Origin of the sequence: Burkholderia lata (genome assembly GCF_902499025.1) — a bacterium.
Taxonomy (GTDB): domain Bacteria; phylum Pseudomonadota; class Gammaproteobacteria; order Burkholderiales; family Burkholderiaceae; genus Burkholderia; species Burkholderia lata_C.
The window spans coordinates 99,134-121,623 of record NZ_CABVPW010000016.1 but is presented as its reverse complement, the minus strand read 5'-3'; the positions used below and the strand labels follow the sequence as shown (position 1 = coordinate 121,623).

Genomic DNA, 22,490 nt, shown 5'->3' with positions numbered 1-22,490 from the left:
CATCGATGGGGCGATGCCCGGCATGACATCGCCCCGGCATTCCACGATGGCAATGCCGGGGCGCGTCGATGCAGCACCATTGGTCGTAGCGCCGAACCTACGCCGTCACCGCCGCGTGATACCGGTCGAGTTCCGCGACCTGCGCATGAATCGCCGGAATCAGGTCGCGCCCGTAATCGAGCGCATCGTCGAGCGGATCGAACCCGCGAATCAGGAACGTCGACACGCCGAGCCGGTAATACGCGCCGAGCGCCCGCGCGACCTGCTCCGGCGTGCCGACCAGCGCAGTCGAATTCCAGCGCGCGCCGGTCAGGTTCGCGACGCCCATCCACAGCCGCTCGTCGAGCACGTCTCCTTGCGCGGCGGCCGCCATCAGCCGTTGCGAACCGGCATTCTGCGGCGCGTGGCCGGCGATCGGCTGGCCGTTCGCGAGCCGCGCCGCACGCACGCGCTCGCGGATCGCCTCGGCCTTCTCCCAGGCAGCCGCCTCGGTGTCGGCAACGATCGGCCGGAACGACACGCTGATGCGAGGCGCACGTCCGAACGGTGCAGCGGCAGCGTGCACGCGCGCGATCTGTTCGCGCACCGACGCGAGCGGCTCGCCCCACGTCATGTAGACATCGGCGTGCTCGCCCGCGACCGCCAGCGCGGCCGGCGACGACCCGCCGAAATAGATCGGCACGTGCGGCCGTTGCGCGCCCTTCACGAGCGGCGACGCGCCGCGCAGCCGGTAGAACGCGCCATCGTGGTCGACCGGTGCGTCAGCCCGCCAGATCCGTTTCAGCACATCGAGATACTCGCCGGTGCGGCGGTAGCGCGCATCGTGCGGCACGAAATCGCCGTCGCGCTGCAGGTCCGCATCGTCGCCGCCCGACACGACGTTAAGCGCGAGCCGGCCACCGCTGAACACGTCGAGCGTCGCGATCTGCCGCGCGGCGGCCGACGGCACGATCACGCCCGGCCGGTGTGCAAGCAGGATGCGGATGCGTTCGGTCGCGGCGGCCGCGAACGACGCGACGATGAAGCCGTCCGCCGCGTTGCTGAAATGACCGACCAGGATCTGGTCGAAGCCCGCGGCCTCGTGCGCCTGCGCGAAGCGGCGCACGTAGTCGGGCTGGACGGCCGCGCCGCCCGGTACGTCGACCTCCGCGCCGGGTGTCGCGGTGATCATGCCGATGATGTCGACTGGCATGTCGGGGTGTCCTTGTGGTTCTCGTTTCGGAATCGTGGCGGTGACGGTCCGCTTACTGCGCGGCGGCCGTCTTCTGCGCGGGCGCCGCGAATGCGCCCGCATACGAGCGGTCGAGCAGCTTCGACGTGTCGTACGCCGCCGGAATCACGCCGGCCTTGTGCAGGAAGTCGGCCGTGTTCTGCGCGTCCTTCGCGGCTGTCTCGTCGACCGGGCCGACGCGCTGCTTCGCGTTGTTGAGCCAGCGGTACGCCACGTCGGGTTCGAGCTTCGCGCGCTTCGCCCACAGGTCCGCGTACTCGCGCGGATGGTTGTCGACCCACTGGCGCGCGGCAACCACGCGCCGCAGGAAATCGGTGATCTCGGCGCGCTTGCCGGAGGCGGCCTGCTCGTTCGCGGCGACGAAGCTCAGCGCCGGCATCAATCCTTGCGCGGTCGTCACCGGCCGTGCGCCCTGCCGCAATGCGAGCGTGCTGACGAACGGCTCCCACAGCGACACGGCGTCGACCGAGCCGTTCGCGAGCGCGTTGGTCGCATCGATCGGCATCAGGTACGCGTACTTGACCGAATCGGCGCGCAGGCCCGCGTGTTCGAGCGCGCGCAGCACGAGCTGCTGGCTCCATGCGCCGCGCCATACCGCGATGGTCTTGCCCTGCAGGTCGGCCACCGTGCGGACCGGCGAATTCTTCGGCACGAGGATCGCGACGCCGTCGAGGCTTTGCCGCGACACGGCGACGACCTTCACCGGCGCGCCGCGCGCGGCCAGCGTGAGCAGCGCGGAATCGCCGAGAAAACCGACGTCGATCGCATTGCCGTTCAGCGATTCGGCAACGGGTGCGGCGGCCTGGAAGTGCTTCCACTCGATCGTATAAGGCAGGTCCTTCAGCACGCCGGACGCCTCCATCGACGCCTGGATGTTGAAGTAGTTCTGTTCACCGACACGCAACGTGACGGTGTCTTTGGCCATGCCCGGCTGCGCGGCGAGCGCCAGCAAGAGTGCCGTAACGATTCGGCTCGACAACGTGATCTCCCGGAGGGTTGGCGGGCGGCCGCGCGACGGCGGCGCCCTGTTGTTCCGCCGTGCGCGGCGGCCGGCGGAACGGATGGAACCGGTGAAGATACGTCGATCCGCTTCATGAAACAAACGCAATATTCTTCTATGTAAAGATGCAAATATTTTATAAAGTGGCTGACGTTGCCGGATGCCGCCCGCGGCCTTCCCGGGAACCCGGTCGAATGAATCCTCGACAGATATTTCGCGCACGAAATAAATTACGGACTATATTTCGCATACGAAATAACTACCCGGAACGAGGACGGCCATGACCTCACAACCCATCGAGTTTTCCGCCATCGACGGCTACGCGCTGCACGGCACGCTGTGGTCGCCGGACACGACGCCGCGCGCGCTGGTGCTGATCCATCCGGCGACGGCCGTGCCGGAGCGGCTGTATGCGGGCTTCGCGCGCTTCCTGACCGAACGCGGCTTCGCGGCGCTCACCTACAACTACCGCGGCATCGGCGCGTCTCGCCCCGCGCGCCTGGGCGCGCTGCAGGCCCGCATGCGCGACTGGATGGAACTCGACGTGGGCGCCGCAACCGCGTGGGCACGGCAGGCGTATGAAGGGTTGCCGCTGCTGGCGGTCGGGCATAGCGTCGGCGGGCATGCGATCGGCCTGTCCGCCTCGACGCCGCACCTGCGTGCGGCCGTGCTCGTCGCCGCGCATGCGGGCAGCACACGCTTGATCACGCAGGCGGCCGAGCGCCTGAAGGTGCGGCTGATCCTGCGTGTGCTCGGCCCGTTGATGTCGGCGCTGCTCGGCTACGTGCCCGGCAAGCGGCTCGGGCTCGGCGAGGACATGCCGGCCGGCGTGTTCCGCGAATGGAGCCGCTGGACGACACTGCCGCGCTATTTCTTCGACGATCCGACACTCGGCGCGGCCGAGCGTTACGCGAAACAGCAGTTGCCGATCCTTGCGCTCGGCTTCGACGACGACCCGTGGGCGAACCCGACTGCGATCGGGCTGCTGGTAAGCTATCTGACCCGCGCGGCGGTCGAACGCCGCCAGATCGATCCGCACACGGCGGGCAGCGGCCCGGTCGGGCACATGGGCTTCTTCCGCAGCCGCCCCGGCACCGTGCTGTGGCCCGCCGTGGCCGACTGGCTTGCGCAGGCCCTGGACACGCCGCGAACCGCGGGTCGTCCCTCCCTTTCCATTGCAGCCGGGAACCCAGCTTGAGCGAAGACCGACGACTGTTTTTCATGTTGAACATCGGCCAGCGGCGCGTGCAGCGCTGGATCGACCGCAAGGCGGAGACCGAGACGCGCGCGAGCGCCGCGCAGGCAGGCGCCTTGTTCTGTCTCGCGAAACAGGATGGCGCGCTGATCGGCGAAGTCGGCGCCGCGCTGCAGCTTGCGCCGTCCGCGATGACAGGGCTCGCCGACCGGATGGCGAAAGCCGGCCTCGTTACGCGTCATGCCGATTCGGACGACGGCCGCGCGACGCGCCTGTACCTGACCGACGAAGGCCACGCGGCACTCAAGCGTGCGCGCGTGCTGCTGCGCGAACTCAACGGCAAGCTGTGCGACGGCTTCTCGGACGACGAACTCGATGTCGTCGCCCGCTGGCTGCATGCGCTACAGGAACGGTTTCCGACGGAGCGCTGAGCGGCGGCAATAACGCCGTGTCGTCACCGCCTTCTCAGGCTCGCCGTACCAGCGATCGCACGTGCCGCCGCGCAAACGAAGCAGCGGCACGTACCCGGCCAGGCGTCAGGCAGCCTGCGCCAGCGCTGCGGCAACGGCTCCCGTCTTCAGCGCCGCGACCTTGCCGATCGTATCAACGCACGCGTGCGCGAGTTCCGCGCCCTTCACGAGGAAGTGCTCGTGGAAGTAGGCGACATGCTCCGCACCGTGGAAATGATGCGGCGTCAGCACCGCCGACAGCACCACCACGCCGGTTTCGAGCTGCACCTGCATGAGACCGGAAATCACCGCTTGCGCGACGAAGTCATGGCGATAGATGCCGCCGTCGACCACCAGGCCGGCGCACGCGATCGCCGCGTATCGGCCGGTTTGCGCGAGCAGTTTGGCATGCAGCGGAATTTCGAACGCGCCTGCCACTTCGAAGAAATCGCAATCCGCCTGGCTCAGGTTCGCGTTGACGAGCCCGTCGACGAACGCGTTTCGGCATTGGTCGACGATCTCCTTGTGCCAGCACGACTGGACAAAGGCGATACGCGGAGCGGCAGTGTGGGAGGGGGAAGCAGGTTGGGTCATCGATAGGTCCTGTGTGAGTTGAATGGGCGCACAGGGACAAGCCGCGTACCTTGCGTACGCAACGAACCCCGCTCTCTCTCATCCGGACTTTAACCGTCGGCCCCGGAATCGAACCGGGTCTGCTGACCTTGCCGGGCACAGGCGTGCCGGCAAGCGCTCGCGGGCTACGCGCAATCGCGCGATTACCGCCGGTGGGGAATTTCACCCCGCCCTGAGAACGTTCGCGGCACATTGGCCGCGCCGGAAATCTATCACACTCCCGTCGTGCAGGTGCTCGACGTCACCGCACGTGCCGTGCACCGCACGAACCCACGGCCCGCCTCTCCTGCGCTCGACTCGCCGCTCCAGCCGCCTTTTCGCCGATCCGACGGAAACCTTGCGGCGACCTGCCATCCGGCTTGGAATTTGAAATGATATAACATATCATTCCGCGTGCTCGTCCGCCTGACGCCGTTCCACTGTGGGCGGTCGAGCCTCGCCGAGCCATGTTCCAACGGGTCACTGCGCGTCGCAGACGCAACAATATATCGTATCCAGCCGTGGCCCGCATCGCTCGTTATCCGATCCGATTCCAACCGATTCACCGACCATGCGCGACCTCCCTCGTCTACCGCTTCGCCCGCTCTCGTCCCTCTCGCTGATGCTGTTCGCCGCCGTCGCACACGCGCAGACCGAATCACCCGCCGCATCCGGCACGCCGCCGACCACCCCGCTCGCACCGATCTTCGTGACCGCGAACCCGCTCGGCGACAACGAGCTGATCGCGCCGACCGTCCAGCTTTCCGGCGATGCGCTGACGCGCCGCCAGGCCGATTCGCTCGGCGAAACGCTCAACGGGCTGCCCGGCGTGTCGACCACCACCTACGGACCGATGGTCGGCCGCCCGATCATCCGCGGGATGGACGGCGACCGGATCCGGTTGCTGCAGAACGGCGTCGCGGCTTACGACGCGTCGTCGCTGTCGTACGACCATGCGGTGCCTCAGGATCCGCTGTCGATCGAACGCGTCGAGATCGTGCGTGGCCCGGCCGCACTGCTGTACGGCGGCAACGCGGTGGGCGGCGTCGTCAACACGATCGACAACCGGATTCCGCGCGAAGCGATCCAGGGCGTGACGGGGGCGCTCGACGCGCGCTACGGCGGCGCGAACTCGGTGCGCGCCGGCGCCGCGCAGGTCGAAGGCGGCAACGGCCGCTTCGCGTTCCACGTCGATGCGTTCGACCGCGAAACGAGCAAGCTGCGCATTCCCGGCTACGCGCGCAGCAGCGCACAACGCGCGATCGACGGCCCCGACACGCCGCAGCCTTACGGCAACGTGCCGAACAGCGACGGCCGCGTGCACGGCGGCGCGGTCGGCGCGTCGTACACGTGGGCGGACGGCTTCGCGGGCCTGTCCTACAGCGGCTACGAATCGAACTACGGCTCCGTCGCGGAAAGCGACGTGCGGCTGCGGATGCGCCAGGAACGCCTGGCACTCGCGTCCGAGGTGCGCAACCTGAGCGGGCCGTTCACGAAGCTGAAATTCGACTTCGCGTACACCGACTACCGCCACAAGGAAGTCGACAACGGCGAAACCGCGACCACGTTCCGCAATCGCGGCTACGAGGCGCGCATCGAGGCAACGCATCGCAAGATCGGCCCGTTCGAAGGCGCGATCGGCGTGCAGTTCGGCCAGAACACGTTTTCCGCACTGGGCGACGAGATGCTCGTGCCGTCCACGCGCACGAACAGCGTCGCGCTGTTCGGCCTCGAGGAATGGCAGGTGATCCCGGCGCTCAAGCTGAGCCTCGGCGGCCGCTTCGAGCACGTGAAGGTCGATCCCGATCCGGCCGGCGTCGAGAAATTCGCGGGTGCGCAGCCGCGTGAATTCAACGCGGGCAGCCTGTCGGCCGGCGCGCTGTTCTCGCTGACGCCCGTGTGGTCGGTGGCGGCCAACGTCGCGTACACCGAACGGGCTCCGACCTTCTACGAGCTGTATTCGAACGGCCCGCACGATGCGACCGGCCAGTTCCTGATCGGCAACCCGAATGCGTCGAAGGAAAAAGCCGTGTCGACCGACCTGTCGCTGCGCTACGCGAGCGGCCCGAACCGCGGCAGCGTCGGCGTGTTCTACAACCGCTTCTCGAACTACCTGACCGAGTACAACACGGGCCGCGTGGTGAACGACGACGGCGAACCGGTCGCGCCCGGCGCCGACGGATCGCTCAACGAGGCGATCTATCGTGGCGTGCGCGCCGAGTTCTACGGCATCGAGCTGGACGGCAAATGGCGCGCCTTTGCGCGGCGCGGCCATACGGTCGACCTGGAACTGACGGCCGACTACACGCATGCGCGCAACGTCGACACGGGCCAGCCGCTGCCGCGCATCGCGCCGCTGCGCGCGACGCTCGCGGCCGACTACGGCTACGGCCCGTTCGGCGCACGCGCGCAGGTCACGCATGCGTGGTCGCAACACCGTGTGCCCGACAACGACTTCTCGACCGACGGCTACACGTCGCTCGGCCTGATGCTGACCTACAAGTTCCGCGTCGGTGCGACGCGCTGGCTCGCGTACCTGCGCGGCGACAACCTGACGAACCAGGAAATCCGCTACTCGACGTCGGTCGTGCGCGGCTTCGCACCGGAAGGCGGCCGCAGCGTGATGGCCGGATTGCGCACCACGTTCTGACCCCCTCATGGTCCGCGGCGCCCGCCGCGGGCCTTTTTCCGGCGAGCCCATTTCGCCGCGAATTTCCGTTTATCGTCCATTACCGCCAATTGCGCAGCGCACCCAAACGATACGCATCGGCTCCCTCCCCCATTAGTCCGCAACGAAATTCATTTATTTACCCATAAATCGAAATATATTCATCTGACAAATATTAACAAAGAGACTGTTTTTGTTTCACCCAATAAAACCGGTTTCAAATTTCACATATAAACCTTTGAGTTACGGGCGCTCCGGCCGTTTTTGATCGAAATCAAGAACGCCCGCCCGGTAAGGTTTCCAGTGCTAAAAAAACTAATATCAGGGTTTTCAACGGGTAAAGAATCATCCGGGATACCCGTTAAAGCCGGCACGAGCCCGTATCTGGTCGAACAATAATTTCAATTCGCCAACCACAAGCACAGAGGCACACTGTGAAAATCGCCAGAATAAGCATCAAAACAAAACTCCTTGGCGGCTTCGGCCTGCTCTCCGCGGTCGTCGTGATCGTGTCGGGCATGGCACTCAAGGCGCTATCCGATACGAACGCCGAATTCTCCCGCTACGTCAACGGCATCAATGCACGGGCGACCCTGTCCGCGCAAATCCGCACCGCAGTCGACCGGCGCGCGATCGCCGCGCGCAACCTCGTGCTCGTGACCAAACCGTCCGATGTCGAGCTCGAACTGGCCGAGGTGAACCAGGCGCACAAGGACGTGCAGGATCACCTCGCGAAGCTCAAGGACATGATGGCGAACGCGACCGACACCTCCGATCGCGCGCGCGAACTGGTGGCCGACATCGTGCGCATCGAAACCAGCTACGGGCCCGTCGCGCTGCGCATCGTCGGGCTCGCGCAGGCCGGCAAGAAAGACGAGGCGACCGCCGACATCGACGACAACTGCCGGCCACTGCTCGCGCAGCTGGTGCGCGCGACCGACGCGTACGCGACCTATACGCATGAGCGCGAACTCGCGATCGCGCAGCAATTCGCGGATCGCTATGCGATGGAGCGCAACCTGCTGGCCGCCATTTGCCTGATCGCGGTCGTGGTCGCGATCGGCGGCGGCTTGTGGCTGACACGCAAGATCACGGCGCCGATCGGCTCGGCCGTGGACGTTGCGCGCACGGTCGCGAACGGCGATCTCGGCAGCCGCATCCAGGTAAGCGGTAACGACGAGACGCGCGATCTGCTCGAAGCGTTGCGAACGATGAACGAGCGATTGATCGGCATCGTCGGCCGCGTGCGCGATTCGTCGAACAGCATCGCGCATGCGGTCGGCGAGATCGCGTCCGGCAACCTCGACCTGAGCCAGCGCACCGAGGAACAGGCCGCATCGCTGCAGGAAACCGCCGCGACGATGGAGGAATTCACGTCGACGGTGCGCTTGAACGCGGAGAACGCGCAACAGGCCAGCTCGCTCGCCGCGAACGCATCGGACGTCGCGCAACGCGGCAGCTCGGTGGTCGGCCGCGTGGTCGACACGATGACGGTGATCGGTCACAGCTCGTCGAAGATCGCGGACATCACCGGCATCATCGAAGGCATCGCGTTCCAGACCAACATCCTCGCGCTGAACGCGGCCGTCGAAGCCGCGCGTGCGGGCGAACAGGGCCGCGGCTTCGCGGTGGTCGCGAGCGAGGTGCGCAGCCTCGCGCAACGTTCGTCGACGGCGGCGAAGGAGATCAAGGAACTGATCTCCGCATCGGTGCAGACGATCCGCGACGGTTCCGAACTCGCGGGCGAAGCCGGCAAGACGATGTCGGACGTCACGCAGGCGGTTGCGCGCGTGACGGACATCATGGGCGAGATTGCGGCCGCGTCGGCCGAGCAGAGCCGCGGCATCGACCAGGTGAACCTGACGATCACGCAGATGGACGAGACGACGCAGCAGAACGCGGCGCTCGTCGAGCAGGCCGCGGCCGCGTCGAAATCGCTCGAGGCGCAAGGTCGCGAGCTGTCCGAAACGGTTGCCGCGTTCCGGGTGCCGTCCGGCACGCACGTGACATCGCCGGGCGCGTATGCACAAGAGCCCGCCACGCATCACTGGCAACTGGCCACCGCGTAACCGCGTAACCGATACCGCAAGGAGACGACGATGCGCATGCTGTCCCGCCGGTCCGCCTGCGTCACGCTTGCGCGCACCGCGCGAAGCGCGGCCGCACGCGGCACGCGGTGCGGCCGTGCATCGTCGCCGTCCGGCACAGCCGGTTCGCACGCACGACGTCGCGCTTCGCCGATTCGCGTCGCGCGTTCGCGGCACGCGTGCGTGTAGCTCGCACGTTGGCGTGACCGCCTCATCGACGGTCGTTTCTACCGGCCGGCGCGGCATCGTGCGCGTGTCCGGCAATGCGCGTCGTCACGAACGATCGCGCGCGCTGTGCGCGCCTCCGCATCGCATGGCGCACGCTACGGTTGCAGCATTGCGCAAGTTTCGATCCCGCCCCGTGTATCGCGCGTTGCCATGCCGACGACATGGAGATCGCGCTGCATTCGCACGCGCGTTGCTCGCCGACGCAGACTTTTAAAACGCACGAATGACGAGTATGCTTAAAAAAGCACTCCCCGTTCGGACGGCGAATCGCATGCCCTGACTCCCGTCCGATCGCATTGCGGCCCCATCGCAGCGCGCACCGCGCGTCGATGGCGGCGTCCGCTTCTCGCGCCACGGCCGCACGAACCTTTCCCCCAACAATCGTCAGGAGAGCTGGTGAGCCGACTCGTCGTCGTATCCAATCGCATTGCAGATCCCCGTAAAGCCGCGGCCGGCGGGCTCGCCGTCGCCGTGAAGGACAGCCTGCAGGAATCCGGCGGCGTCTGGTTCGGCTGGAGCGGAAGGCTACGCGGCGGCGACGATCAGCCCACGCATGGCGACGAGGTGCAGATCCAGAACGTCGGCGGCATCCAGCTCGCGACGATCGATCTCGACCCGCAGGATTACGACGCGTACTACCTCGGTTATTCGAACAACGTGCTGTGGCCGGTGTTTCACTACCGGCTCGATCTCGCGCAGTTCGACCGCCGCTTCGCCGACGGCTATCGCCGCGTGAACCAGCTGTTCGCGCGCAAGCTGCGCACGCTGCTGCGGCCCGACGACACCATCTGGGTCCACGACTACCAGCTGATTCCGCTCGCCGCCGAGTTGCGTGCGATGGGCTGTACGAATCCGATCGGCTTCTTCCTGCACATTCCGATGCCGCCGCCGCCGATCATGGCCGCGATCCCGGAACACGAATGGCTGATGCGCTCGCTGTTCGCGTACGATCTCGTCGGCTTCCAGACCGAGTCGGACCTGCTTCACTTCGAGCATTACGTCGAAGCGGAAGCCGGAGCCGCGCGGCTGCCCGACGGTCGCCTGCAGGCGTTCGGCCGCACGCTGTCGGCCGGCGCATTCCCGATCGGCATCAACGTCGACGAGTTCGAATCGCTCGCGCGCGATCGCGATGGCCTCGACATGTTCGAGCGGATGCGCGACGAGTATTCGCGCCGCCAGTTGCTGGTCGGCGTCGACCGGCTCGACTACACGAAGGGGCTGCCGCAGCGCGTGCAGGCGTTCCGCCAGTTGCTCGAGCAATATCCGGAGAACCGCAATCGCGCGACGCTGATCCAGATCGCCGCGCCGAGCCGCGAGGATCTCGGCGCGTACGACGACCTGCGGCGCGAAATGGACAGCCTGTGCGGCGCAATCAACGGCGACTACGGCGAGCTCGAATGGATGCCGATGCGCTACATTCACCGCACCGTCGCGCGCAAGCGCTTGCCGGGCCTCTATCGCGCGAGCCGCGTCGCGCTCGTCACGCCGCTGCGCGACGGGATGAACCTCGTTGCGAAGGAATTTCTCGCCGCGCAGGATGCAGCCGATCCCGGCGTGCTCGTGCTGTCGCGTTTCGCCGGCGCGGCCGAGCAGTTGAAGTCGGCGCTGCTCGTCAATCCGTACGACACGCAAGGCACCGCGCAGGCGATCCAGCGCGCGCTCGCGATGCCGCTCGAGGAACGCCGCCAGCGTCACACGGCACTGATGGCGATCGTGCGCAAGACCGACGTGCACTGGTGGCGCACGCGCTTTCTGGACGCACTCGCCGAGGCGGCCGAAGTCGCGGCCGCGACCGAATCCTGACCCACCTGACACACGTTCACGCGTCCGTCGCCGCGTATTCGAGCGCCGCGCCGTTCATGTCGCACAGGTCGACCGAAACCGGAATGCCTTCGCGCAGGCTCTCGGTCAGTACGCAATACGCATCGAACTGATCGAGCACGCGCGTCGCCGCCGCGAGATCGGCCCACGTCTTGCCGATCGACAGCCGGACGGCCATCGCGCCCACCCGCACCCTGCCCGCTTCGTTCTGCACCATGTCGACGTCGATATGCGCGGCAATCGGCTGCGGATCGACATGCTGTTTTTCCAGCGCGAACTGCAGGCTCGCCGCGAGACAGGTCGCGACGGCCGCGGCCAGCAACCGGATCGGGTTCGGCCCGCGTCCGTCGCCGAGCGGCGGCGGTTCGTCGGTGAGCACCGGCGCGAGCGTCGTGCCGGCGAATGCCACTTCGAAACAGAAACGCGCCTGCTGCGCGATATCGACCGATACGTGCGCCTCGCTCATGGCGACTCCGTGGAGATCAACGGGGAAAGGAATACCGGCACGCAGTCGGGTCGACGCGCGCCGCTCGCCGGTTCGCGGCACCTTCAGCGATCGGGTTCGCGTGGCGGCCCATACGCGACGAAATCGCGCTCGACCGCGGAAGCCTGCTCCGTTTCGATCGCGCCGCCGCGTGCGCCGGCTTCGTCGTCCGGCGCCGGCACCGACGCCGTTGCGGACGACGGTTCGGTGCGCCCGTCGATCAGCGCCTGCAGCGCATCACGTTCGAGCACCTCGCATTGCAGCAGCCGGCGGGCGATACGTTCGAGCGCCTCGCGGCGTTCGCCGAGCGTCGTCGCAACGCGCGCATGCGCGTCGGCGAGCAGCGTGTGCACTTCGTCGTCGATCATCCGCGCGGTGTGCTCGCTGCAGCGCACGTCGCCCGCATGCCACGCGCCCGGTATGCCCTGGCGCGTATCGCCGTCGTCGAACGTCGCGAGCCCGATCTTCTCGCTCATCCCGTACTGCATGACCATGTGGCGCGCCATCGCGGTCGCGCGTTCGAGATCGTTCTGCGCGCCCGTCGACACGTCGCCGAACACGAGCTCTTCGGCAACGCGCCCGCCGAGCAGCGCATCGATCCGGTCGAGCAGCTCGCTCCTGCGCAACACGTAGCGATCCTCGGTCGGCACCTGCTGCGTATAGCCGAGCGCCGCGACGCCGCGCGGAATGATCGACACCTTCTTCACCGGATCGCAATGCGCGCGGCTTTCCGCGACGAGCGCGTGGCCGGCCTCGTGATACGCGATGGTCAGCTTCTCCTGTGCGTTCATCACGCGGCTCTTGCGTTCGAGGCCCGTCAACGCGCGGTCGATCGCCTCGTCGAAGTCGGCCATGCCGATCGCCGGCTTGCCGAGTTCGGCCGCATGCAGCGCGGCCTCGTTGACGACGTTCGCGAGATCGGCGCCGACGAAGCCCGGCGTGCGCGACGCGAGTTCGCCGAGATCGACGTCGGCCGCGAGCTTCACGCGCTTCACGTGCACGCCGAGGATCTGCCGGCGGCCGTTGACGTCGGGCCGGTCGATCGCGATGTGGCGATCGAAGCGGCCGGGCCGCAGCAACGCGGGATCGAGGATCTCGGGCCGGTTGGTCGCGGCCATGATGATCACGCCGGAGCCGGCCTGGAAACCGTCCATCTCGACGAGCAACTGGTTGAGCGTCTGCTCGCGTTCGTCGTTGCCCGACATCGGGCCGACACCGCGCACCTTGCCGAGCGCATCGAGCTCGTCGACGAACACGATGCACGGCGCCTTCTGCTGCGCCTGCTCGAACAGGTCGCGCACGCGCGCCGCGCCGACGCCGACAAACATCTCGACGAACGCCGAGCCGCTGATCGAGAAGAACGGCACGGCCGCCTCGCCGGCCACCGCGCGCGCGAGCAGCGTCTTGCCGGTGCCCGGCGCGCCGACCACGAGCACGCCCTTCGGGATCTTGCCGCCGAGCCGCTGGTAACGATCGGGGTTGCGCAGGAACGCGACGAGCTGCTGCAGCTCGGCCTTCGCTTCGTCGATGCCCGCGATATCATCGAACGTGATGCCGGTTTCCTGCTGCACGTACACGCGCGCGCGGCTCTTGCCCATCCCGGTGAAATCCTGCAGCCCGCCGCGCCTGCGCAGCATCATGTTCCAGATGAACACGAACAGCACGAGCGGCAGCAGCCACGACGCAAGCGATGCGATCCAGCTCGTGTCGGGCGCGCCGTGATAACGGATGCCGGCGGCGGTCAGCGTGTCGGTCAGGTGCTCGTCGGTCACGCGGTTGGTCGTGAAGTGCCACGGCGCACCGGCCTGCTGCACGGCTGCCGCTTCGGACGCCGGCAGCATCGTGCCGGCCTGCGGCATCTTCAGCGTGCCCGAGATCGCCGCGGGGCCGACCTCGAGATCGTCGACGAGCCGTGCGGCGACGAGCCGGTGGAAATCGCTGTACGCGATCGACGCCGACGTCGGATGCAGCATCAGCAACTGCGCGGCGAACAGCACGAAGAAGCCCGCCGCGATCATCAATCCCGGGTAGTCGAATTTCCTGTCCATGGCATCGGGCCGGACGTGCGCGCTACGCTACGTTGCGCGGCACGGCGGACGTGTGCGGGCACGCGCGCAACCGGCGCGCGGCATCGGCGGCCATGCGGAAGCGGCATTCATCCACGCCATCGTCGCCTCGCTTCATCGCCTCGTTCGTCGCATCGACGGCACCACGACGACGCCGTGAGCCGGCGCCGCCGGGCAATCCTCGCCCGGGCGGCACGCTTGCGGCGCGCCGCCCCTGAATCCAGTCTAGCTCGCGCGCGGGCGTCGCGCATGGCCCGAGGCACGCCTCGAATCGTCCGACAAACACCTTTCATCTGCCCCCGTTGCCGCGTTATAGTCGCGTTCATGACATTTTTGTGACAGTCATCCCGACGCGGCCGGCTTGCAACACCGGCCGTTGCTTTCCATCCTGCGGCGCGGCAGCCTGTGCGACGCCGCAGCGCATAACGCCCCCTCCACCCGCCCATTCGAGGAACCCACAGCGTGAACGACACCTCCGATCGCCCCGACGACCTTCCCGCCGATCCCGACCGCCGCCGTGTGCTCGGCGGCCTCGCCGCGCTCGGTGCGGGTGTCGCGCTCAGCGGCTGTGAAACCACGGCAGGGAGCGCACCGCGTTCCGCCGCCGACCAGCGCATCGACGAAGCATTGCGCCAGCGCGTGCGCCACATCGTCGTGATCTATGCGGAAAATCGCAGCTTCGCGAACCTGTACGGCGATTTCCCGGGCGTGCGCCATCCGCTGAGCGAGGTGCGGCCCGAGCACGCGCAGCAGCTCGATCGCGACGGCAAGACGCCGCTGCCCGTGCTGCCGAAGATCTGGGGCGGGCTCGTGCCGCAGGCGCAGGAAGTGGACGGCAAGCGCTACGCGATCGCCGAGCGCGACATCGACAAGCTGCCGAACGCGCCGTTCCTGATTACGGACGCCCAGGGCAAGGCGCTGCCGAACGGCGTGATCACGCGCGACCTGTGGCACCGCTTCTACCAGAACCAGATGCAGATCGCGGCCGGCCGCAACAACCAGTTCGCCGCGTGGGCCGATTCGGGCGGCCTCGTGATGGGCCATTACCGCAATTCGGCCGACACGCTGCGGCTGTGGAATCTCGCGCGGCAATACACGCTGTGCGACAACTTCTTCATGGCGGCGTTCGGCGGGTCATGGATGAACCACATGTTCCTGATCTCCGCGCAGCCGCCGCTGTATCCGGACGCGCACAAGCATCCGCATGCGGCGAAACTGCTGTCGAAGGTCGAAGGCGACGATCCGGCCGGCACGCAACTGAAGCTCGCCCACGATTCGCCGGCGTCCGCGCTCGACGGCCCGCCGAAGTTCGCGGCCGACGGCCCGCTGACGCCCGACGGCTACGGTGTGAACACGATGGCGCCGCCGTACCAGCCGAGCTACGTGCCGCCGCCCGACCCGGGCAATGCCGCGTATGCGGATCCGGCCGACCATCGCGTGATGCCGCCGCAGGGCTATGCGACGATCGGCGACCGCCTGTCGGAAAAGAACGTCGACTGGGCGTGGTACAGCGGCGCGTGGCAGTACGCGCTCGAGCATCGCGACACGGGCACCGTGCCCGATTTCCAGTACCACCATCAGCCGTTCAACTATTTCGTGAACTACGCGCCGGGCACCGATGCGCGCGGCAAGCACCTGCGCGACGCAGGGCTCGGCGACGAGCCGTCGACCAACCGCTTCATCGCCGACATCGACGCGGGCCGCCTGCCGGCCGTCACGTTCTACAAGCCGCAGGGCAACCTGAACATGCACGCGGGCTACGCGGACATCGAATCGGGCGACCGTCACATCGCGACCGTGATCGACCATATCCGGCGCGGGCCGCAATGGGACAACACCGTGATCGTGATGACGCACGACGAGAACGGCGGCTGGTGGGATCACGTCGCGCCGCCGGAAGGCGACCGCTGGGGCCCGGGTTCGCGGATTCCCGCGCTCGTGATCTCGCCGTTCGCGAAGAAGGGTTTCGTCGATCACACGCTGTACGACACGAACTCGATCCTGCGCTTCATCAGCCGCGTGCACGGGCTCGCGCCGCTCGACGGCGTGGTCGCGCGCAACAAGGCGTTCGCCGCGCGCGGCGCGACGCCGCCGGGTGATCTGACGAATGCGCTCGATCTCGGCTAAGGGCTGACTGGTCTGACTGGTTGGCTGCTTGATACGACAACGCCCCGGGCAATGCGATTGCCCGGGGCGTCGTGCATGTCCGGCCTGAAAAACCTACGCGGCGCTACGCAGAGCATCGCACTCCATTTGCGCAGCATGACGCCCGGCCTGCCGGCCGAAGAACGTCGCGTCGGCCAGCGACAGCCCCGAGCTGTACCCGGCGCCCCAGCGCGGCAGCCCGCAGGTCGTGCGGCCGGCCGCATAGAGCCCCGGCACCGGCGCGCGCGCCGCGTCGACCACCTGCCCGGTCGGCAGCGTGTCGAGGCCGCCGAGCGTGAAGTGCGGATAGAACGCGTAGTCGATCCGGCAATCGAGCGCGACGAACGGCGGCTCGATCAGCGGCTGCAGCCACTTCTTCGCCTTGTGGAACAGCGGATCGGTGCCTTCCGCCGCATGGCGGTTGTAGACGTCGACGGTCGCCGTCAGCGTACCGGCCGGCATCTGCAGGTCGCGCTCGACTTCGTCCCACGTTTCGCCGGCCGCCGCGATGCCGATCCGCGCGATCGCGGGCGGCTCCTGGTAGGTGGCCTGGTCGACGAGCAGGTAGATCCGGTCGTCGGCCTGGTGGAACGCATGGTGGCCCGTGCGGCCGTGATAGCCGTCCTCGTTGATGAAGCGCTGCCCGCGCGCGTTCACGAAGATCCCCTTGATCAGCGATTCGGGCGCGTAGAACGGCAGGCTCACGAAACCCTGATCCATGTGAATCGCGGCGCCGCCCGCGCTCTGGCCGAGCAGGATGCCCGAGCCGTCGTCGCCGGGGCTGCCGATCGGCTCGTCCGAACGCAGGAACTGCGGCGCATGCCGGCGCACCATGTCGCGGTTCATCGCGAAGCCGCCCGCGCACAGGATCACCGCGCGACGCGCCCGCACGAATGCCGTCTCGCCATAGGCGCGCAGCACGACACCGCATACGGTGCCGCCGTCGTCCACGATCAACGCAAGCGCGCGCGTGTCGTAGCGCGTCGCGACGCCGAGCGCCGCCACGCGTTCGGCCAGCACGCGCATCAGCATCTGTCCGCCGCCCCAGCCCGGCCATTGCGGCGTGTGCCCGCGCGGGCACGGCTTCGCCGTCTCGCTGAACGGCCAGGCTTCCTCGCTGCCCGACCAGATCAGGCAGTCGTCGGTTTCCGGTTCGACGATCCGCTCGGCGATGAACGTGTTCTTGTAGGTCAGGCCCTGTGCGACGAGCCAGTCGTGGTGCGCCAGGCTTTCGTTCGCGTAGAGGCGAACTTTCGCATCGTCGGCATCGCGACCGCCGGCCAGCATCAGGTAGCGGTACAGATCCTCGGTGTCGTCGGCGAAGCCGGCCTGCCGCTGCGCGGGCGTGCCGCCGCTGCCACCGAGGTAGATCTCGCCGCCCGACAGCGCGCTCGTGCCGCCGTAGCTCGACGCGCGCTCGACGATCAGCGTGTCGGCGCCCGCACTCGCGGCCTCGATCGCGGCACAGGCACCGGCCGCGCCGAAGCCGACGATCACGACATCGTGTTCGGCATCCCAGCGATGCACGTCGCGGGTATTCAGGGGGTGAGTCAGGGAATAGTCGGATGACATGAGGAATGGGTCAGCGTTTGGGAAATCTGCGGAAAGCGGTGGAGGTGGCGACGACCTGACGCGGACGTCGCCGCGGGCACCACTGCCGAGACGGGCGTGCGACGGTGCGCGAGCAAGACGCACGCCGTCCCATGTCCGCTTGAAGTCGAACCGCTTGAAGCGGGATCGGCGCGTGGTGATGCAGCCGTGGTCGTAGCGAAAGGCATCGCGCCGCCACGGCTTTCGCCCTGCGCGGCGCGCGGCCGCGCCGGCGTCACATGCCGCGCATCGCGGCGAAACCGAAGTGCGACGGATCGATCGGCACGCAGCCGGTCGGCAGGCCGCTCGCGTCGACCGAGCGGCATTGCAGGATGCCGGCCGCATACGGCGGCGACGGGACCTGATCGGCGCCGTATCGCGCCATCGCCATGGCCGCGAACGTGCCCATCGCCAATACGCACAGCTTGCGAGTCGTCAGTCTCATGATCGTCGTCCCCTCCGGTTGTCCGCTGGTGCGGTTCGTGTCCGGCGTGCATCGCATGCGGCACCGGATGACTGCACGGTAGCCAGCGCCCGGCCGCCGGCCATCGTCCGTTTCGACTAGGGGCAAACGCTGAGCGGACGATGCGCAACCTGCCGCATCGCAACATCGCGCACCACGGCTTCGCATCCGTGAAGGAAACGCGGCACGTCGCGCACCTGTCGCAGCCGGCCGCACGAATCGTCAGACGCATGTCGCGCACCGGTCGCTGCGCCGCACCATCCATGCGCCCTCACGTGACGCGCGGCGGCCGGCCCCGGTGTTTTCCCCGACCCTCGCCCTGCTCCGTATGGATGATGAATCCCGGCCGGCCCGGTGCGAACCTGCGCGTCGACGTCGCAATGCCGCCGCGTCGGCCCGCCTCGTGCGGTCGACGCGTTCCGTTCTTCCACGGGAGCCCACGCATGACCGATTCCAATCCCCGCCACGCGCTGTACGACCTTGCGTGCCGCTACGCGCAAGCCGTCGACCGGCGCGACTGGCCACGACTCACCGCCCTCTTCACCGCCGATGCCACGCTGGCCGGCCCCGGCTTCCGCTTCGACGACCGCGACGCGATCGTCGCGGGCATGCGCGTGATCGAGCGCTACGAAGCGACCCAGCATCACGTGCACAACCAGCTCGTCACGCTCGACGGCGGCGAGGCCGACGTCGAGACCTATGGCGTCGCCTGCCACGTCTATGTGCGCGACGGCGTGAAGCGCAAGCTCGACTGGGGGCTGCGCTATCGCGATCGCTGCGTGTTCGACGGCGGCACGTGGCGCTTCACCGCGCGCACGCTGCACGTCGACTGGGCGCAAGACCTGCCGCTGGAGGGCTGAACGATGCGCACCTCCGCTCCCCTCGACGGCCGCACCGCGCTCGTGACGGGCGGCGCCGGCGGCATCGGCGCGGCCTGCGCGCACGCGCTCGTCGCCGACGGCGCGGCCGTCGTGCTGATGGGCCGCCGCCGCGATGCGCTCGAACGCACGCAGCGGCAACTGACCGACGCCGTGCCCGGCAGCCGCGTCGCGATCCATGCCGGCGACGCCTGCGACGAAGCCGACCTGCAGGCCGCGCTCGACCGCGCGTGGGCGCTCGACCATCGCCTCGACATCGTCGTGCCGACGGTCGGCGGCGCGGGCTTCCGGCCGCTGCTGCTGCACGACGCCGACACCTTCCGCGCGGAAATCGACCTGAACCTGCACAGCGCGTTCACCGCGATCCGTCATGCCGCGCCACGGCTTGCCGACAGTGGCGGCGGCGCGATCGTCTGCATCTCGTCGACGGCCGCGCAGATCAATTTCCGCTGGCTGTCCGCGTACTGCACCGCGAAGGCCGCGCTCGAAGCGCTCGTGCGCGGCGCGGCCGAGGAACTGGCCGGCGCGAAGATCCGCGTGAACGCGGTGCGCCCGGGCCTCACACGCTCCGAAGCCACCGCGCCGATGTTCGACAACCGCGCGCTCGTCGACAGCTTTCTCGAACAGATCCCGCTCGGCACGCTCGGCGAACCGGAAGCGATCGCGCATGCGGTGCGTTATCTCGCCGGCCCCGAGTCGGGCTGGGTGACCGGCCAGAGCTTCGCGGTCGACGGCGGCCACGAACTGCGCACCAACCCGCGTGTGGACGACACGATCGCGCAGATCTACGGCACGGCCGCGCTCGACGCGATCAAGGCCGGCCGCTTACCGGGCGCCGCATGAGCACCCGCCTTCTTTCAACGTCAAAGGAATTCGACCGACCATGAATCGAGTCGCAAACAAGGTCGCGCTGATCACCGGCGCGGCAAGCGGTGTCGGCCGCGCGGATGCGCTGTTGCTCGCCGCCGAAGGCGCGCGTGTCGTGCTCACCGACATCGACGAGGACGCAGGCCGCGCGCTCGCGCGCGAGATCGGCGACGCGGCGCTGTTCGTGCGCCACGACATCGCCGACGAGGACGGCTGGCGGCATGCGATCGCGTCGACGCTCGACCGCTTCGGGCGACTCGACGTGCTCGTCAACAACGCCGCGATCTGCCCGGTCGGCTCGATCGAGGACACGAGCCTCGACACGTGGCGGCGCGTGATGCGCACCAATGCGGACGGCTATTTCCTCGGCTGCCAATACGCGATCGGTGCGATGAAGGGCAACGACACGCCGGGCTCGATCGTAATGATGTCGTCGGTCGCCGCGCTCGGCGGGCTGCCGATGATGTGCGCGTACACCGGGTCGAAAGGCGCGGTGACGGCGCTCGCGCGCAGCGTCGCCGTGCACTGCAAGCGCAGCGGCTACCGGATCCGCTGTAACTCGATCCATCCGGACGGAATCTGGACGCCGATGACGCAGGCGCTGATGCCCGATCTCGACCCGGCTGCGCTCGGCATCGGCAGCGATCCGATGGCGCGCATGTGCGACCCGCAGGACGTCGCGAATCTCGTGCTGTTCCTCGCGTCCGACGAATCGCGTTTCGTGAACGGCGCGGAGCTGCGGATCGACAACGCGCAACTGGTGTCGTCGCTGTGACGCGACGCCCCGCCTTCCCGTTCATAGGAGTCCATCGATGATTTCATTCACCGGCAAGACCGTGCTGGTCACCGGCGGCGGCGCGGGTATCGGCCGTGCGTGCGCGGAAGCGTTCGGCGCGGCCGGCGCGCGCGTCGCCGTGGCCGAGATCGACCCGGTCCGCGCGCAGGACGTGCGCCAGGCACTCGAAGCGGCGGGCGTCGATGCGCTCGTCGGCACCGTCGACGTCACGCGCCGCGACGAGGTCAATGCGTTCGCGCGCACCGTCGACGCACGCTTCGGCGGCCTCGACGTGCTCGTCAACAATGTCGGCGATTTCCTGCAGATCGCGAAACCGTTCGACGACTGCACCGACGACGACATCGCACGGCTGTTCGACGTGAACCTGCGCCAGGTCTTCATCGTCACACGCGCGATGCTGCCGTTGCTGCGCAAGCGCGGTGCGGGCAGCAGCATCGTCGGCGTGTCGTCGATCGAAGGCTTCCGCGCGATTCCGAACTGCACCGTGTACGCGTCGTTCAAGGCCGCGCTGACCGGATTCACGAAGAGCCTGTCCCTCGAACTCGGGCCGGCCGGCATTCGCGTGAACCAGATCGCGCCCGAAACCACCGAGACGCCGCAGGTGCCCGTTAGCGCGATGGTCGCGGCCGAGCATCACAGCCATATCCCGCGCTGGATCCCGCTCGGGCGCTTCGGTGCGGCCAGCGATATCGCGGGGGCCGCACTGTTCCTCGCGAGCCCGCTCGCTGCGTGGGTCACCGGCACGACGCTGCATGTCGACGGCGGTGCGCTCGCGGCCGCCGGCTGGTATCGCGACCCGAATGGCTTCTGGACCAACCTGCCCGTCGTCACGGGTAACGGCTTCAATTTCTGAGCGGCACCGCTCGCCTGTTCATTTCACGCGGCGCGGTTGCGCCGCTACCGGAGACTCCATGAATATCCTGATCGTCGGCGGCACCGGCCTCATCGGCGGCCATGCCGCGCTGCACCTGCACGCGCAGGGCAACCACGTCACGCTCGCCGCACGCAAGCCGCCCGCGGCCGGCAGCGCGCTCGCGCAGTTCGACGTGCTGCTGCGCGACTACGTGGCCGGCAACTTCACGCGCGACGATCTCGCGCCGTTCGACGCGGTGGTGTTCGCCGCCGGCAACGACATCCGCCACCTGCCGCCCGGCACCGACGAAGCCGCGCACTGGGAACGCGCGAACGTCGACGCGGTGCCGCGCTTCTTCGCGCTCGCGCGCGACGCGGGCGTGAAGCGCGCGGTGCTGGTCGGCAGCTTCTATCCGCAGGTTGCGCCGGCGCTCGTCGACACGGTGCCGTACGTGCGCTCGCGCCATCTCGCCGACGAACGCGTGCGTGCGCTCGCGACGCCATCGTTCGCGGTGTGCAGCGTCAATGCGCCGTTCGTCGTCGGGTCGGTGCCGGGGCTGCGCAACGAGATGTTCGCGGCGTACACGGGCTATGCGCAAGGCCAGTTCGCGGGGCTGCCCGTGTTCGGGCCGGCCGGCGGCAGCAACTTCATCTCGACGCAATCGCTGTCGGAAGCGATCTGGGGGGCACTGCAGCGCGGCGAAGCGGGCAAGGCCTACCTCGTCGGCGACGAGAACCTCAGCTTCGCCGACTACTTCGCGGCCTTCTTCCGCGCGGCCGGCAATCCGCAGGACGTGCCATCGCTCGACCAGGAGCATCCGCTGCTGCCCGACATGGCGATCTACACGGGACGCGGCAACGTCGTGTCGTACGAGCCCGATCCGGCCGACAGCGCGCTGCTGCGCTACCGGCGCGGCGATGTGCAGCGCGCGGTGGACGAAGTCGTCGCGCATTGTCGCGCGCAGTGAGCGAACGGCGCGTGCGCGGCGTGGATGCAAAAACGTCCCGCCGCCGGCGATGCATGCCGGCGGCGGGACGTCAGGACAACGCTGTCGATG

18 protein-coding genes and 1 riboswitch are annotated in these 22,490 nt (G+C 68.0%); of the genes, 11 read left to right on the top strand and 7 right to left on the bottom strand.

Going from position 1 to position 22,490, the window contains the following annotated elements:
• Positions 1-97 precede the first annotated feature (97 nt).
• Both BDI24065_RS18105 and BDI24065_RS18100 read right to left on the bottom strand, forming a co-directional pair.
• A complete protein-coding gene (locus BDI24065_RS18105; protein ID WP_175032434.1) occupies positions 98-1,192 on the bottom strand; it encodes an LLM class flavin-dependent oxidoreductase in 1,095 nt (364 codons plus the stop codon).
• Positions 1,193-1,244: 52 nt separating this feature from the next.
• Complete coding sequence (locus BDI24065_RS18100; RefSeq protein WP_175032433.1) at positions 1,245-2,210, bottom strand: ABC transporter substrate-binding protein; 966 nt, start codon at positions 2,208-2,210, stop codon at positions 1,245-1,247.
• Positions 2,211-2,511: 301 nt separating this feature from the next.
• On the opposite strand from BDI24065_RS18100, the gene BDI24065_RS18095 reads away from it, so the two are divergent.
• Together BDI24065_RS18095 and BDI24065_RS18090 are read left to right on the top strand one after the other, a co-directional pair.
• Positions 2,512-3,429 (top strand): alpha/beta hydrolase family protein, encoded by a 918-nt coding sequence (locus BDI24065_RS18095; protein WP_175032432.1) that lies wholly within the window; start codon positions 2,512-2,514, stop codon positions 3,427-3,429.
• Positions 3,426-3,857: a MarR family winged helix-turn-helix transcriptional regulator gene (locus BDI24065_RS18090; protein ID WP_175032431.1), complete on the top strand. Its 432-nt coding sequence runs from the start codon at positions 3,426-3,428 to the stop codon at positions 3,855-3,857. Before BDI24065_RS18095 ends, BDI24065_RS18090 begins: the two co-directional genes overlap by 4 nt.
• Positions 3,858-3,962: 105 nt before the next feature.
• Here the strand turns inward: BDI24065_RS18090 and BDI24065_RS18085 are convergent, their stop codons facing one another.
• Entirely contained in the window at positions 3,963-4,469 is a 507-nt protein-coding gene (locus BDI24065_RS18085; protein WP_175032430.1) for a 6,7-dimethyl-8-ribityllumazine synthase, read from the bottom strand.
• Between the two features lie 66 nt (positions 4,470-4,535).
• Positions 4,536-4,692: riboswitch (FMN riboswitch) on the bottom strand.
• 366 nt (positions 4,693-5,058) lie between these two features.
• On the opposite strand from BDI24065_RS18085, the gene BDI24065_RS18080 reads away from it, so the two are divergent.
• The 3 genes from BDI24065_RS18080 (at position 5,059) to otsA (ending at position 11,273) form a co-directional block, all read left to right on the top strand.
• Positions 5,059-7,137, top strand: a complete 2,079-nt coding sequence (locus BDI24065_RS18080) for a TonB-dependent receptor (protein ID WP_254609789.1) — start codon at positions 5,059-5,061, stop codon at positions 7,135-7,137.
• A gap of 452 nt (positions 7,138-7,589) precedes the next feature.
• Positions 7,590-9,224 carry a methyl-accepting chemotaxis protein gene (locus BDI24065_RS18075; protein WP_175032429.1) on the top strand — a complete coding sequence of 545 codons (1,635 nt, stop codon included), beginning with the start codon at positions 7,590-7,592 and terminating at the stop codon, positions 9,222-9,224.
• 642 nt (positions 9,225-9,866) lie between these two features.
• Positions 9,867-11,273, top strand: coding sequence for an alpha,alpha-trehalose-phosphate synthase (UDP-forming) (gene otsA, locus BDI24065_RS18070; RefSeq protein WP_175032428.1), 1,407 nt, complete (start codon positions 9,867-9,869; stop codon positions 11,271-11,273).
• A gap of 16 nt (positions 11,274-11,289) precedes the next feature.
• Here otsA and BDI24065_RS18065 read toward each other — a convergent pair whose 3' ends face one another.
• Positions 11,290-11,757 (bottom strand): OsmC family protein, encoded by a 468-nt coding sequence (locus tag BDI24065_RS18065; RefSeq protein ID WP_175032427.1) that lies wholly within the window; start codon positions 11,755-11,757, stop codon positions 11,290-11,292.
• Positions 11,758-11,840: 83 nt separating this feature from the next.
• Positions 11,841-13,823: an ATP-dependent zinc metalloprotease FtsH gene (gene ftsH, locus BDI24065_RS18060; RefSeq protein WP_175032426.1), complete on the bottom strand. Its 1,983-nt coding sequence runs from the start codon at positions 13,821-13,823 to the stop codon at positions 11,841-11,843.
• A 480-nt stretch (positions 13,824-14,303) separates the two neighbouring features.
• On the opposite strand from ftsH, the gene BDI24065_RS18055 reads away from it, so the two are divergent.
• The gene (locus tag BDI24065_RS18055; protein WP_175032425.1) at positions 14,304-15,968 is read left to right on the top strand and encodes an acid phosphatase; all 1,665 of its coding nucleotides are present in this window, start codon (positions 14,304-14,306) and stop codon (positions 15,966-15,968) included.
• 93 nt (positions 15,969-16,061) lie between these two features.
• On the opposite strand, the gene BDI24065_RS18050 is transcribed toward BDI24065_RS18055, so the two are convergent.
• Both BDI24065_RS18050 and BDI24065_RS18045 read right to left on the bottom strand, forming a co-directional pair.
• Positions 16,062-17,558: an FAD-dependent oxidoreductase gene (locus BDI24065_RS18050; protein ID WP_175032424.1), complete on the bottom strand. Its 1,497-nt coding sequence runs from the start codon at positions 17,556-17,558 to the stop codon at positions 16,062-16,064.
• A gap of 253 nt (positions 17,559-17,811) precedes the next feature.
• Complete coding sequence (locus tag BDI24065_RS18045; RefSeq protein ID WP_175011990.1) at positions 17,812-18,021, bottom strand: hypothetical protein; 210 nt, start codon at positions 18,019-18,021, stop codon at positions 17,812-17,814.
• 461 nt (positions 18,022-18,482) lie between these two features.
• Here BDI24065_RS18045 and BDI24065_RS18040 point away from each other — a divergent pair, with 461 nt between their 5' ends.
• From BDI24065_RS18040 to BDI24065_RS18020, 5 genes are read left to right on the top strand one after another with little or no spacing between them, the layout of a single operon-like run.
• Complete coding sequence (locus BDI24065_RS18040) at positions 18,483-18,899, top strand: nuclear transport factor 2 family protein (RefSeq protein WP_175032423.1); 417 nt, start codon at positions 18,483-18,485, stop codon at positions 18,897-18,899.
• A gap of 3 nt (positions 18,900-18,902) precedes the next feature.
• Positions 18,903-19,760: an SDR family NAD(P)-dependent oxidoreductase gene (locus BDI24065_RS18035; RefSeq protein WP_175032422.1), complete on the top strand. Its 858-nt coding sequence runs from the start codon at positions 18,903-18,905 to the stop codon at positions 19,758-19,760.
• 40 nt (positions 19,761-19,800) lie between these two features.
• Positions 19,801-20,559: an SDR family oxidoreductase gene (locus BDI24065_RS18030; RefSeq protein ID WP_175032421.1), complete on the top strand. Its 759-nt coding sequence runs from the start codon at positions 19,801-19,803 to the stop codon at positions 20,557-20,559.
• A 40-nt stretch (positions 20,560-20,599) separates the two neighbouring features.
• Positions 20,600-21,433: an SDR family NAD(P)-dependent oxidoreductase gene (locus BDI24065_RS18025; RefSeq protein WP_217481823.1), complete on the top strand. Its 834-nt coding sequence runs from the start codon at positions 20,600-20,602 to the stop codon at positions 21,431-21,433.
• 58 nt (positions 21,434-21,491) lie between these two features.
• Positions 21,492-22,400 carry an NAD-dependent epimerase/dehydratase family protein gene (locus BDI24065_RS18020; protein WP_175032419.1) on the top strand — a complete coding sequence of 303 codons (909 nt, stop codon included), beginning with the start codon at positions 21,492-21,494 and terminating at the stop codon, positions 22,398-22,400.
• Positions 22,401-22,490 lie beyond the last annotated feature (90 nt).

Excerpts from the sequence above, each read along its gene's own strand:
- BDI24065_RS18085 (WP_175032430.1), bottom strand. The coding sequence starts at position 4,469 with ATGACCCAACCTGCTTCCCCCTCCCACACTGCCGCTCCGCGTATCGCC.
- BDI24065_RS18080 (WP_254609789.1), top strand. The coding sequence starts at position 5,059 with ATGCGCGACCTCCCTCGTCTACCGCTTCGCCCGCTCTCGTCCCTCTCG.
- BDI24065_RS18105 (WP_175032434.1), bottom strand. The coding sequence starts at position 1,192 with ATGCCAGTCGACATCATCGGCATGATCACCGCGACACCCGGCGCGGAG.
- BDI24065_RS18045 (WP_175011990.1), bottom strand. The coding sequence starts at position 18,021 with ATGAGACTGACGACTCGCAAGCTGTGCGTATTGGCGATGGGCACGTTC.
- BDI24065_RS18030 (WP_175032421.1), top strand. The coding sequence starts at position 19,801 with ATGAATCGAGTCGCAAACAAGGTCGCGCTGATCACCGGCGCGGCAAGC.
- BDI24065_RS18035 (WP_175032422.1), top strand. The coding sequence starts at position 18,903 with ATGCGCACCTCCGCTCCCCTCGACGGCCGCACCGCGCTCGTGACGGGC.
- BDI24065_RS18040 (WP_175032423.1), top strand. The coding sequence starts at position 18,483 with ATGACCGATTCCAATCCCCGCCACGCGCTGTACGACCTTGCGTGCCGC.
- ftsH (WP_175032426.1), bottom strand. The coding sequence starts at position 13,823 with ATGGACAGGAAATTCGACTACCCGGGATTGATGATCGCGGCGGGCTTC.
- BDI24065_RS18095 (WP_175032432.1), top strand. The coding sequence starts at position 2,512 with ATGACCTCACAACCCATCGAGTTTTCCGCCATCGACGGCTACGCGCTG.
- BDI24065_RS18065 (WP_175032427.1), bottom strand. The coding sequence starts at position 11,757 with ATGAGCGAGGCGCACGTATCGGTCGATATCGCGCAGCAGGCGCGTTTC.
- BDI24065_RS18020 (WP_175032419.1), top strand. The coding sequence starts at position 21,492 with ATGAATATCCTGATCGTCGGCGGCACCGGCCTCATCGGCGGCCATGCC.
- BDI24065_RS18050 (WP_175032424.1), bottom strand. The coding sequence starts at position 17,558 with ATGTCATCCGACTATTCCCTGACTCACCCCCTGAATACCCGCGACGTG.